The 13162-nt window shown below is 62.3% G+C and carries 10 protein-coding genes; all 10 read left to right on the forward strand.

What is annotated here, in order from left to right:
• Window positions 1–19 precede the first annotated feature (19 nt).
• The 10 genes from AERO9A_RS08155 (at window position 20) to AERO9A_RS08200 (ending at window position 13066) form a co-directional block, all read left to right on the forward strand.
• Complete coding sequence (locus AERO9A_RS08155; RefSeq protein ID WP_159971400.1) at window positions 20–1183, forward strand: alginate biosynthesis protein Alg44; 1164 nt, start codon at window positions 20–22, stop codon at window positions 1181–1183.
• 12 nt (window positions 1184–1195) lie between these two features.
• Window positions 1196–2572 carry an alginate biosynthesis TPR repeat lipoprotein AlgK gene (gene algK / locus AERO9A_RS08160; protein WP_159971401.1) on the forward strand — a complete coding sequence of 459 codons (1377 nt, stop codon included), beginning with the start codon at window positions 1196–1198 and terminating at the stop codon, window positions 2570–2572.
• A 14-nt stretch (window positions 2573–2586) separates the two neighbouring features.
• Window positions 2587–4026, forward strand: coding sequence for an alginate export family protein (locus AERO9A_RS08165; RefSeq protein ID WP_159971662.1), 1440 nt, complete (start codon window positions 2587–2589; stop codon window positions 4024–4026).
• Between the two features lie 11 nt (window positions 4027–4037).
• Window positions 4038–5585 (forward strand): mannuronan 5-epimerase AlgG, encoded by a 1548-nt coding sequence (gene algG, locus AERO9A_RS08170; RefSeq protein ID WP_159971402.1) that lies wholly within the window; start codon window positions 4038–4040, stop codon window positions 5583–5585.
• 12 nt (window positions 5586–5597) lie between these two features.
• Window positions 5598–7028: an alginate O-acetyltransferase gene (locus tag AERO9A_RS08175; RefSeq protein ID WP_159971403.1), complete on the forward strand. Its 1431-nt coding sequence runs from the start codon at window positions 5598–5600 to the stop codon at window positions 7026–7028.
• A gap of 8 nt (window positions 7029–7036) precedes the next feature.
• On the forward strand, window positions 7037–8110 hold the full coding sequence (locus AERO9A_RS08180) for a mannuronate-specific alginate lyase (protein ID WP_159971404.1): 1074 nt from the start codon (window positions 7037–7039) through the stop codon (window positions 8108–8110).
• A gap of 133 nt (window positions 8111–8243) precedes the next feature.
• Window positions 8244–9707 (forward strand): MBOAT family protein, encoded by a 1464-nt coding sequence (locus AERO9A_RS08185; protein WP_159971405.1) that lies wholly within the window; start codon window positions 8244–8246, stop codon window positions 9705–9707.
• 14 nt (window positions 9708–9721) lie between these two features.
• Window positions 9722–10855, forward strand: a complete 1134-nt coding sequence (locus tag AERO9A_RS08190; RefSeq protein WP_159971406.1) for an alginate O-acetyltransferase — start codon at window positions 9722–9724, stop codon at window positions 10853–10855.
• A gap of 27 nt (window positions 10856–10882) precedes the next feature.
• The gene (locus AERO9A_RS08195; RefSeq protein ID WP_159971407.1) at window positions 10883–11530 is read left to right on the forward strand and encodes an alginate O-acetyltransferase AlgF; all 648 of its coding nucleotides are present in this window, start codon (window positions 10883–10885) and stop codon (window positions 11528–11530) included.
• A gap of 96 nt (window positions 11531–11626) precedes the next feature.
• Entirely contained in the window at window positions 11627–13066 is a 1440-nt protein-coding gene (locus tag AERO9A_RS08200; RefSeq protein ID WP_159971408.1) for a mannose-1-phosphate guanylyltransferase/mannose-6-phosphate isomerase, read from the forward strand.
• The last annotated feature ends 96 nt before the right edge of the window (window positions 13067–13162 follow it).

Below are 13162 nucleotides of genomic sequence, written 5' to 3' on the forward strand. Positions count from 1 at the left end.
TAAATAGGAATTAGCCATCATGAACTCCGCAGCCAATCTCAACGTTGTCCATGAGTCCGAAGCCCAGCGCCAGCATGCCCGCGTCAAGCTGCCCGGCCGCCTGCGCTATACCAACGCCCAAGGTGAACGCATCGATGCACGCCTGCAGGATGTTTCTGCCGGTGGTTTCAGCTTCACCAGCGAAAAAAACACGCACAAGATCGGTGACTTCCACCGAGGCCAGTTGCAGTTCCAACTCGACAGCCTCGTCCTGGGCCTGGACGTCGAGTTCCAGGTCAACGCCGTGCAACCGGAGCACAATCGTGTCGGCTGCCAGTTCCACAACATCGGCGCGCGTGAAGCAGCCGCCCTGCGTCACCTGATCAGCGCTCACCTGGCCGGTGAGCTGGTCAATGTTGGCGAAGTGCTGCACATCCTGCAGCGCGACAACTTCACCAAAGCCCGCAAGAACGGTGCAGGTGGCGGCATGGGCGTATTCGGTCGCCTGCGTGCAGTGACCTTCAGCGGCGCCATCTTCCTCATCGGCCTGGCGGCCTTCGGCTATATCGGCAAGTCGGTGTATGGCCTGTACTTCGTCACCCACGCCAAATCGGCGCAGATCAGCCTCCCGGCCCTGCAAGTGACCATGCCGCGCGAAGGCAGCGTGCAAGCCCTGGTACAGCCCGATGGTGTAGTAGAAAAAGGCGCTCCCATCGCCACCTTCACCACCAGCATGCTGGAGATGCTCAAGGGGCACCTCAATGACGATCAGCTCGAACCGAGCCAGGTCGAGGAGCTGTTCTCCCGTGAAATGCAGGGCACTCTGACCAGCCCCTGCAATTGCAAGGTATCGCGCCAACTGGTGGCCGACGGCCAATTCGCCAGCAAGGGTGACGTGATCTTCGAATTGGTACCGCAGGACGGCGTAGCCACTGTCAGCGCCAGCTTCGCCTACCGCAACCTGGAGCAGGCGCGTCCTGGCACGCCGGTAACCTTCAAAGTGGCAGGTGAAGACGAAGCGCGCCACGGCCAGATTGTCAGCAGCGCCCTGCATGACGGCGGCCTGAGCTCGGACATCCGCGTCGTGATCAAGCCGAATGAGACCCTGCCAGCCAGCCTCGCCGGGCAGCCGGTGGATGTGGTCATCGATCGCGGCCCGTCGCTGGGCGGCCTGGTCGATCAAGCTGTCGCGGCAGGCCGCTAAGGAGGGTCAGCCGTGACCATGCCCCTTCTTCGCCCTGCCCTGCTCGGTCTAGCGGTCAGCGCCACGCTGGCCGGCTGCGCAGGTCTACCGGATGAGCGCCTGGCCCGCGAGGCCTTGCAAAACGGTGACCAGCAGACCGCCGAGTTGAATTTCCGTCAGTTGGCTGACATGGGCTACAGCGACGCGCAGATCGGCCTGGCCGACATCTACGCCGCCGGTGGCCAGACCCAGGACCTGGATGCAGCCGAACGCATCTACCGCCAGGCCCTGGATGGTTCGCCGCGCGCCGAAGCGCGCCTGGGCAAGCTGCTGGCGCGTAAGCCCGGCAGTAGCCTGGCCGAGCGCCGCGAGGCCGCTCAGTTGCTGGAAAGCGCCAGCCGCGCCGGTGAACCCAGCGCACTGTTGCCACTGGCAGAACTTTACCTGTTCTACCCACAGGACTTCCCCACCATGAATGTCGCCCAGCGTATCCATGATTGGCGCCAAGAAGGCCGACCACAGGCCGAGCTGGCGCAGATTCTCCTGTACCGCAGCGAAGGCTCCTACGATCAGCACCTCGCCGAGATCGAGCGCATCTGCGAGCAACGCCTGACTCAGGAAGAAGCCTGCTACGCCGAACTGGCCGAGGTCTATCAGAAGCAGAACCGTGAAGATGCCCGCCAGGCGCTGACCGAGCGCCTGCTCGCTGGCTACCGCGCCGGGCGCGTCTCGCCCAACCAAGTCGAGGCCGTGGCACATGTGCTAAGCGATGCCGAACTGGGCCAACCGCAACCGCAACGCGCCCAGGAACTGCTCGAAGTCATCGCCCCGGATTATCCGGCTGCCTGGGTCAGCCTGGCACGCCTACTCTACGACTACCCACAACAGGGCGATACCGAAACCCTGCTCGGCTACCTGGACAAGGGCCGCGAGGCCGCCTTGCCGCGTGCAGAGCTGCTGCTCGGGCGTTTGTACTACGAAGGCAAACTGCTGCCGCAAGAGCCGCACAAAGCCGAGGAGCACCTGCGCAAAGCCGCGCCTAGCGAGCCCAGCGCCAACTACTACCTGGGCCAACTTTACCTGCGCGGCTACCTCGGTGAGGTGTATGCGCAAAAAGCCCTCGACCACCTGCTCAGCGCCGCCCGTGCAGGCCAGCTCAGCGCCGATTTTGCCCTGGCGCAGATGTACAGCCAGAGCCGCGGTATCAAGCCAAACCCGGTCAACGCCTACGTCTTCAGCCAACTGGCGCTGCCGCGCCAGACGCCGCAGGCCCAAGAACTGGCCGATAGCATCGCCCAGAACCTGACCCCAGCCCAATTGGCTGAAGGCCAGCGCCTGCTGCGTGAAGAGCGCCAGGTACGCGGCAACGTCCTGCAGCAGCAGGCCGCCCTGCAGGTCAGCCAGCCATGAACAAGGATTCCCGCATGCAGTTCAATCGTATCGTTACTCAGTTGGGCCTGAGCGCCAGCCTGCTGGCCGCGAGCGCAGCCTGGGCGGCGGATGCGCCGAAGAACTTCGGTCTGGATGTGAAGATTACCGCGCAATCGGAAGACGACCGTGACCTGGGCACCCGCAGTGGCGGCGATGTCAACGGTCTCGGCCTCGATCTGCGCCCCTGGGTCTATGGCGAGCGTGGCGACTGGAGCGCCTTCGCCATGGGCCAGGCGGTCACCGCCACCGACATCGTCGAAACCGACACGCTGCAAAGCGATGACCAAACCGCCGATCAGAACAGCGACGCCCGCCAACCGGACAAAAGCTACCTGGCCATGCGCGAATTTTGGGTCGACTACAGCGGCCTAACCGCCTACCCCGGTGAGCACCTGCGCGTCGGCCGCCAACGCCTGCGTAGCGATGACGGCGCCTGGATGGACAGCAACATCGAAGCCGTGCAATGGCAGTTCGACACCACCCTACTGCAGGCCAAAGTCGGCGTCGCCGAGCGTTTCTCCGAATACCGCACTGACCTCGATGATCTGGCCCCCGAAGACGAGGATCGTCGCCACTTCTTCGCCGGCCTCGACTACCAGTGGACGCCAGGCCACCGCATCGGTGCCAACCTGCATCACAGCCGCGACGACGGCAGCCTGGCGCGCCCCGGCGAGCGTATCGACGAGTTGAGCAAGCGCTATACCGGCGACCTGACCTGGTTCGGCCTGCACGCCGACGGCGGCTTCTTCGAGCGCAACTCGCGTAACCGCCTCAACTACTGGGCGCAGGTCACCCTGCTCAAAGGCGACACCGATCAACTGCAGCAGCAAGTGGTGGGCAACAACCGCGTCGCCACCGGCTCGCGCAGCCAGGACGTCGACGCCTGGGCCGTGGATCTGGGCCTGCGTTACGACCTCGACGATCAGTGGAAAGTCGGTGCGGCCTACGCACGCGGTAGCGGCGGCGGTGACGAAAATAAATCGAAGCAGTTCATGCAGACCGGTCTGCAGAGCAACCGCGCCAACTTCACCGGCGTCGAATCGCGCCTGCATCGTTACGGCGAAGCCTTCCGCGGCGAGCTGTCCAACCTGCAAGTGGCCAGCGCATTCAGCTCCTGGGAGTTGAACGAAAACTATGACGCCAGCCTGGTCTACCACCGCTTCTGGCGTGTCGACAGCAATCAGGACGTCGGCGACAACGGCATCACTGCGCCGCTGGTAGATGGCGAAAAAGACATCGGCCAGGAAGTCGACCTGGTGCTCACCCGCTACTTCAAGCAAGGCCTGCTGCCAGCGGCGGTCGCCGAGCAACTGGACGAGCGTTCGGCCCTGGTGCGCCTGCGCGCCGGCGTGTTCCTGCCAGGCGATGCCTATGGCAGCGGCACCGACTCGGTGATGCACCGCGCCTTCGTCGACTTCATCTGGCGTTTCTGAGGGATCGGATCATGCAATCTAACGGCTTAGCCTTACCCCTGTTGCTCAGTGCCCTGTGCCTCACAGCGCCACTGGCCCTGGCCGACCAGCCAGCGCAAGCAGAACAGCAGCCGCAATTGGACTACCGCGTGCGCAGCGCTCCAGCCGATGAGCTGCACATGGAAGCGCCCAAGCTGCCGGATCTGTCCGGTTATACCAAAGAGGCCGTGCTGGCCAAGATTCCGCACAGCGCGAAAGGTAAAGTCGTGGTGCGGCGCATGCTGCGCCAGGACGCGCTGAAGGACTTCACCGGCGGCAACGAGCGTCTGCGTGAGTGGATCAAGCGCCAGCAAGGCATGCCCCAGGCCATCTTCATCGAAGGCGGTCTGGTCACGCCGCAGGACATCGCCGATGCACTGCCCGACAGCCAGTTCGCCGAACAGGCGCCGGGGGTCTACCTCGCGCGCCTGCCGATCGTGGTGGCGCAAAACGCCACGCTGCACGTCGGCAAGGAAACCAACGAACTGCGCCTGTCGCAGGAGCGCGGCTCGTTCCTGGTCAACGATGGCCTGATGTTCATTACCGACACCCGCGTCACCGCCTGGCGTGAGGCCGACAACGGCCCGGCGACCTTCCGCGATCCTAAGGAATTTCGCCCGTTCCTGGTGTCCTGGGGCGGTAGCGAGCTGTACATCGCCAGCAGCGTGATAACCAGCTTGGGTTACAGCAACTCCAAGTCCTATGGTGTGTCGATTACCCAGTACACGCCGAACCAGCACAAAATCCTGCAGCGTCCCGAGCCGACCGGCTGGCTGATCGACTCGGAGTTCGTCGACCACTGGTACGGGTTCTACTGCTACGAAGCGCAGAACATCGTGATCAAGGGCAACACCTACCGCGACAACATCGTCTACGGCATCGACCCGCACGACCGCTCGCACGGCCTGATCATCGCCGACAACACCGTGTTCGGTACCAAGAAGAAGCACGGCATCATCATCTCCCGTGAGGTCAACGATAGCTGGATCATCAACAACAAGAGCTACGACAACAAGCTCTCCGGCATCGTCATCGACCGTGACAGCGTGCGCAACGTCATCGCCTACAACAAGACGTATGAAAACTACTCCGACGGCATCACCCTGTACGAGAGTGGCGACAACCTGCTGTGGGGCAATCAGGTACTGAGCAACAAGCGTCATGGCATCCGCATTCGTAACAGCGAGAACATCCGCCTTTACGAAAATCTCTCGGCGCTCAACCAGCTAACCGGCGTATACGGCCACATCAAGGACCTCTCAGGCACCGGCCGTAACCTGCAGCTCGACCCCTATGACGCCAAGATCTCCATGATCATCGTCGGCGGCACGCTGGCCGGTAACGGCTCCAGCCCAATCAACATCGACTCGCCGCTATCGGTCGAACTGTACCGCGTGAAGATGCTCGCCCCGAGCAAGAGCACCGGCATCCAACTGGCCGGCATTCTCGGCGAGAAACAAGACGAGATCCTCGACCTGCTGCTGCGCAAGCGCCAGCCCGTGCTGATCGACCCCATCGACCCCGAGCAGATGACCAACTGACGAGGCCCAAGAATGAGCGTATCGAAACTCAAGACCCTCGCCCTGGCGGTAACCTGCGCCGCCTACGGCGGCCTGCTGCAAGCCCAGGAGCAACAGGCACCGCAGTATCAGGTGGAGGACTGCTGCTCGCTGTGCCCGGCGGCACATGACGCCAGCAACTACACCACCAACTACATGAAGAACTTCGTCACCCTGCGCGACGCCCGCGAAGGCTGGTTGTTCCGCAGCGTGGAAGACCTGCGTACCGAGTTTGGCACCAACGACACAGGCTATCGCTACCTCAAGGAACTGCGCGACGGCCTCAAGCAACGCGGTGTGGAGCTGGTGGTGGTCTACCAACCGACCCGCGGCCTGGTCAATCGGGAAAAACTCGCACCCGAAGATTACCAGCGCTTCGACTACGACAAGGCGCTGCGCAACTACCGCCAGACCCTGGCGCGCTTCGAGCAACTGGGTATCTGGGTGCCGGATCTGAGCCCGCTTACCGACGAGAAGGACGCCAAAGAGTTCTACTTCCGCCGCGACCAGCACTGGACGCCCTACGGCGCCGAACGCACCGCGCGTCTGGTGGCCGAAACGGTCAAGCGCATCCCAGGCTTCGCAGATATTCCACAGAAAGAATTTGTCACCCAGCGCATCGGCCTGATGGGCAAGACCGGCACCATGCAGAATGTCGCCAGCCAACTGTGCGGCACCGGTTATGCCGTGCAGTACGTCGACCAGTTCCTCACCGAGCCCAAGGACACCAGCGGCGGCGACGCCCTGTTCGGCGACGAAAGCACGCCGAAGGTCACCCTGGTCGGCACCAGCCACAGTGGCAAGAACTACAACTTCAGCGGCTTCCTCGAACAGAACCTCGGCACCGATGTGCTCAACGTCGCCTTCCCCGGCGGCGGCCTGGAAGGCTCGATGCTCGAATACCTGGCCAGCGACTCGTTCCAGAACGACCCGCCGAAGGTCATCATCTGGGAGTTCTCGCCGCTCTATGACCTGGCCTCGGACAAGATCCATCGCCAGATGATGGCTGCCCTGAGCAATGGCTGCAGTGGCCAGACCGAACTGCTCAGCAAGGAAACGCGCCTGCGCCCAGGCAACAACGAAATCCTCGTCAACGGCCAGAACAAGCTGCTGACCCTGCCCGGCAACCGTCACCAACTCGACCTGCGCTTCAGCGACACCTCGATCAAGCGCATCGACGCAACCATCTGGTATCTCAACGGTCAACGAGAACAGCTCAAGCTGGAGAAGACCAACACCGTCGACACCGATGGCCGCTTCACCTTCGAGCTACGCGACGAGCCGGGCTGGGGCAACGAAAACTTCTTCGCCCTGGAAATACAAAAGCCCGAGGACAGCGCCGATGACGTCAAGGTGCAGGCCAGCTTGTGCCAACGGCCATCCGGTAATGGCCAGCAGGTCGCCCACAACGCCACCGAAAGCTGAGGTTAGCCATGCACAAACTCTCGCCACTGGCCCTGTTCACCGCACTGCTGCTCAGCAGTGCGGCGCAGGCCGCCTTGCAGCCCCCCGTCGGTTATCGCGCAGCCGTAGAGCAGCGCGACGGCCAAGCCCCGACCTGCCCGGCCATTCCCCAGCCCTATACCGGCGAGATGCAATTCACCAGCAAGTACGCCGGCTCCGACAGCGCGCGTGCCACGCTCAATGCCAAAGCGGAAAAGAACTTCCGCGATCAGACCGCTGACATCAACCGCCTGGAGAAAGAAGCCGGGCAGATGATCACCGGTTACATGCGTACCGGACAGCGCGAGCGCCTGGACTGCGCCATCGCATGGATCGACCGCTGGGCCAGCGCTGATGCCCTGGAGTCCGAGCAGTTCAACCACACCGGCAAGTCGATGCGCAAATGGGCGCTCGGCAGCCTGGCCGGCGCCTGGCTGCGCCTGAAGTTCTCCGAATCGCAACCGCTGAAGGACTACCCGCAGGAAAGTGCGCGTATCGAGCGCTGGTTCGTCAACCTGGCCGATCGCACGGTGCACGAATGGAGCAACCTGCCACTGAAGAAGATCAACAACCACAGCTACTGGGCCGCTTGGTCGGTGATGGCCACCGCAGTGATCAGCGACCGCCGCGACCTGTTCGACTGGTCTGTGGATCAATTTCGCGTCGCCGCCAACCAAGTCGATAGCGATGGCTTCCTGGCCAACGAAATGCGCCGCCGCCAACGCGCCCTGGCCTATCACAACTATGCCCTGCCACCGCTGGCGATGGTCGCCGCCTTCGCCCAGGCCAATGGCGTCGACCTGCGTAGTGAAAACCATAACGCCCTGCAACGCCTGGCCGAACGCGTGCTGCAAGGCGCGCAAGATCCACAAGCCTTTGCCCAGCGCAGCGGCGCCAAGCAGGACATGAGCGAGCTGCGCAAGGACTACAAATACGCCTGGCTGGCGCCCTATTGCAGCCTCTATGACTGCAGCGCCAAAGCTCAAGAGCTGCGCAAGGACATGGGGCCGTTCAACAGCTTCCGCCTTGGCGGAGAAGTGACTCAGGTATTCGAAAAACCGTAGGAGCGGCTGGGCGGCATTCCGTTTTAGCCGCGATTTTCGCGGATGAATCGGCTCCTACTGGGCGTAACAAAACAAACCCTCCACGCGTGGGGGGAAAGGGGGGCGTTGCCCCAGGTATTCACGGAGAAACAGGATGGTCTTTTCATCCAACGTCTTTTTGTTCCTGTTCCTGCCGATCTTTCTCGGCTTGTACTACCTGTGCCCGAATCGCGGGCGCAATCTGCTCATTCTGATTGGCAGCTACACCTTCTACGCCTGGTGGCGAGTGGACTTTCTCCTGCTGTTCGCCGCCGTGACGCTGTGGAACTACGTCTTCGGCCTGCGCATTCACGCTCATGCCGGTACCGAAGTGGCACGCAAATGGGTGGTCGCCGGGGTCATCGGTAACCTGGCTACGCTGGGCTACTTCAAGTACGCCAACTTCGGCGTCGCCAACATCAACGCCGTGCTCGAATCCATGGGCCTGGAGCCCTTCGTGCTGACCTCGGTGATTCTGCCGATCGGTATTTCCTTCTACATCTTCCAGTCGATCAGCTACCTGATCGACGTGTACCGCAAGGACACCGAGCCAACGCGCAACCTGATCAACTTCGCCGCGTTCATCGCCCTGTTCCCCCAGCTCATCGCCGGCCCGGTACTGCGCTACAAGGATCTGGCCGACCAGTTCACCGACCGCACACACAGCCTGGACAAGTTCAGCGAAGGTGCCACGCGCTTCATGCAGGGTTTCGTCAAGAAGGTGTTCATCGCCGACAGCCTGGCACCGCTGGTCGACCACTGCTTCGCCCTGGAAAACCCCAGCACCGGCGACGCCTGGCTGGGCATGATCGCCTACACCGCGCAGCTCTACTTCGACTTCTCTGGCTACAGCGACATGGCCATCGGCCTGGGTTTGATGATGGGTTTCCGCTTCATGGAGAACTTCAACCAACCGTATATCAGCCAGTCGATCACCGAGTTCTGGCGACGCTGGCACATCAGCCTGTCGACCTGGCTGCGCGACTACCTCTACGTGCCGCTGGGCGGCAACCGCCACGGCACCTTCAACACCTATCGCAACCTGTTCTTGACCATGCTACTGGGCGGCTTCTGGCACGGCGCCAACTGGACTTTCCTGATCTGGGGTGCCTGGCACGGCACCTGGCTGGCCATCGAACGCGCCCTGGGCGTGAAGGCCGCGCCGACCTCGTTCAACCTGTTGAAGTGGGCCTTCACCTTGCTGCTGGTGATGCTCGGCTGGGTGATCTTCCGCGCCGAAAACCTGGAAGTGGCCGGGCGTATGTACGCCGCCCTGTTCAGCTTCAGCAACTGGCACCTGAGCGAGCTGACCCTGGCGCAGATCAGCAGCCTGCAGATCGTCACCCTGGTGTTGGCCTGGGTGGTAATCGTGGTCAATGGTGCGCGCCAGTTCATGGCTCAGCGCCAGGCCCAAAACGGCAACGCTGGCGCCACGCTACTGGCCAGCGGTGCTGGCGTGATGAGCCGCGTGCATAGCCGTGCACTGATCGTGCAAGGCGCCCTGCTCCTGCTGTTCTGCGCCTCGCTACTCAAGCTCTCGGCGCAGAGCTACTCCGCTTTCCTCTACTTCCAGTTCTGAACGGAGGCACTGTCATGAGTCGTACTTTCAAGACCCTTCACGTCGCCCTGTTCATCCTGGTCATGCTTTGCACCAGCCTGCTGGCGCTGGCAAAACTCGGCGGCTACCGCGCGCCCAACAACCCGGATCTGCTCGATGGCGAGCTGACCCGCAGCTTCGAGCATTACTACGACGAGCAGTTTCCGCTGAAGCAAATCGGCATCAACCTCTGGGCCGCGCTGGAGTACCTGGCGTTCGGCGAAGGCCGCGCCGGCCTGGTGATTGGTGAAGACGGCTGGCTGTACTCGGATGAAGAGTTCGACCCGGTGGCCAACGGCCAGCGGCAGATTCGCGACAACTTGGATCTGATTCGCGGCGTACAGCAGCAGTTGCATAAACAAAACGTCCATCTGCTGCTGGCCATCGTCCCGGCCAAGACCCGCCTGTACCCGGAACACACTGGCGAGCATCACCCCAGCGCCCAGCAGGACAGCCTCTACCCGCGCTTCCACAGCGCCGTGCGTGAAGCCGGTATCGCCGCGCCGGATCTGCTCGGCCCACTGCAAGCGGGCAAGCAGAACGCGCAAATGTTCCTGCGTACCGATACGCACTGGACGCCGGAAGGTGCCGATGTCGCTGCGCAGGCCCTCAGCGAGGTGATCAATAGCGCCGTGCCACTGCGCGGCGAGCCGCAGGAGTTCGTCACCGAGACGGTGCAGACACGCGAGCATGAAGGCGATCTGACTCACTTCCTGCCGCTGGCCCCGCTGTTCGACAACCTGCTGCCAGCGCCTGACAACCTGCACCTACGCGAGACCCACAGCGCTCAGGCCAGTGGTGACGACCTGTTCGGCGACAGCGACCTGCCAGTAGCGCTGGTCGGCACCAGCTACAGCGCCAACCCCTCTTGGAACTTTGCCGGTGCCCTGCGCCAGCACCTCAAGCGTGACCTGACCAATCAAGCCGAAGAAGGCCAGGGCCCGCTGGTGCCGATGCTCAAGTACCTGCAAAGCGACGAGCTGAAAAACAATCCGCCGCAGTTGGTGATCTGGGAATTCCCCGAGCGCTACCTGCCGATGGCCGCTGATCTGAAAGGTTTCGAACCTAACTGGATCGCCGCGCTCAAAGCGGATGGCAAGCAACAGAAGCTGGCTTCGGCCAGCCGCTGAATCACCTTTAAGGAGGATGACCTCATCATGAAGACCCCCAATACTTTTCGCCGCATGACCCTTGCTGCTTGCGCCCTGAGCCTCAGCTTGGGCGTAGTTCAGGCACACGCAGGTGATGCTGCCCTCTATGGCCCGCAGGCCCCCAAAGGCTCGACCTTCGTACGGGCTTACAACGCCGGCAACTCCGAACTCGACGTCAGCGTCGGCGACGTGCAGCTCAAGCAGGTCGCCCCGCTGGGTTCCAGTGATTTCAAATTCCTCCCGGCTGGTAGCTACCAGGCCCAGGTTGGCAGCACCGCGCTGCCGGTGAAGCTGGAATCGGCGCACTACTACACCTTGGTCAACCAGACCGGCAGCGCCCCGCGTCTGGTCGAAGAACCGGCCTTTACCAACAAGCAAAAAGCCATGCTGCGCGTGCAGAACCTCAGCGACAGCAAACTCAGCGTGAAAACCGCTGACGGCAAGACTGCCGTGGTCGCCGACGTCGCCCCGAACGGTCGTGGCGATCGCGAAATCAATCCGGTGAAAGTCGGCTTGGCGCTGTTTGCTGGCGACAAGAAAATCACAGATCTGAAACCCGTCACCCTCGAACGCGGCGAAGTCGTCAGCCTGTTCGTCACCGGTGGCCAAGGCAAGTTATCGCCGGTGTGGGTCAAGCGCCCCATCGATGGTTAAGGCAACAGTTTTTTAGAACAAGGGAAACGGCGGGCACACGCCGCACCGACACGACACGGGCATCCATCTCGATCAAAGGTTAAGGAGAGACACATCATGACCCCCATCATCCTTTCCGGTGGCAGCGGCTCCCGACTCTGGCCTCTTTCGCGCAAGCTGTATCCCAAGCAGTTCCTCGCCTTGACTGGCGATAAGACCCTGTTCCAGCAAACCCTGCAGCGCCTTTCCATCGAGGGCATACAGCCGCCGGTACTGGTCGCTAACCAGGAGCACCGCTTCATCGTTCAAGAGCAACTGGAGCAGATTGGCCAGCAGGCGCAACTACTGCTGCTCGAACCCTTTGGTCGCAACACCGCACCTGCGGTGGCCATGGCCGCCCTGCAACTTATCGCGGAAGGCCGCGACGAACTGATGCTGGTACTGCCGGCCGACCATGTGCTGGATGACCAACAAGCCTTCCGCAAGGCCCTGGCGCTGGCCACCGTAGCCGCCGAGAAAGGCGAGATGGTGCTGTTCGGCGTACCGGCCAACCGCCCGGAAACCGGCTACGGCTACATCCGTGGTGCGGCTGACGGCAACCTGCCCGAAGGCGTGGCGCGCGTTGCCAGCTTCGTCGAAAAACCCGACGCCCAGCGCGCTAGCGAGTACGTGCAGAGTGGCGACTACTTCTGGAACAGCGGCATGTTCCTGTTCCGCGCCAGCCGCTTCCTGGAAGAGCTCAAGCAGCACGACGTGGACATCTACGACACCTGCCTGCTGGCCCTGGAGCGCAGCCAACGCAAGGACGGCGAAATCGCCATCGACCAAGCGACCTTCGCTTGCTGCCCGGATAACTCCATCGACTACGCCGTAATGGAAAAAACCAGCCGCGCTTGCGTCGTACCACTGGCTGCTGGCTGGAACGATGTCGGTAGCTGGTCGTCGATCTGGGAAGTGCACGACAAGGATGCCTCCGGCAACGTCGTCAGCGGTGACGTACTGCTCGAAGACAGCCGCAACTGCCTGATACACGGCAACGGCAAGCTGGTTTCGGTGCTCGGCCTGGACGATATCGTCGTCGTCGATACCAAAGACGCCACGATGATCGCGCACAAAGATCGCGTGCAGGACGTCAAAAAACTGGTCAACAAGCTCGACGAGCAGGGCCGTAGCGAAACCCAGAACCACTGCGCCGTGTACCGTCCGTGGGGCTCGTACGACTCGGTGGACATGGGCGGCCGTTTCCAAGTCAAGCACATTACCGTCAAGCCGGGGGCGCAACTGTCGCTGCAGATGCACCACCACCGCGCCGAGCACTGGATCGTGGTATCCGGCACGGCCAAGGTGACCTGCGATGACCGCGAGTTCCTGCTCACCGAAAACCAGTCCTGCTACATCCCGATGACCTCGGTGCACCGTCTGGCCAATCCGGGCAAGATCCCGCTGGAGATCATCGAAGTGCAGTCCGGCACCTACCTCGGCGAAGACGACATCGAACGCCTGGAAGATGTCTATGGCCGTAGTGATGCAGTGGCCGCCGTTGCCGCCGCGCAGTAAATGAGCCGAGGGTGGTGCGCTAGCCGTCATGCAGATCACGGCTAACGCACCACCCACCGCTCCCTCCCCCACCTTGTGTAGGATGACGGCAGACAC

Source organism: Pseudomonas sp. 8Z, from assembly GCF_902506535.1.
Classification (GTDB): Bacteria; Pseudomonadota; Gammaproteobacteria; order Pseudomonadales; family Pseudomonadaceae; genus Aquipseudomonas.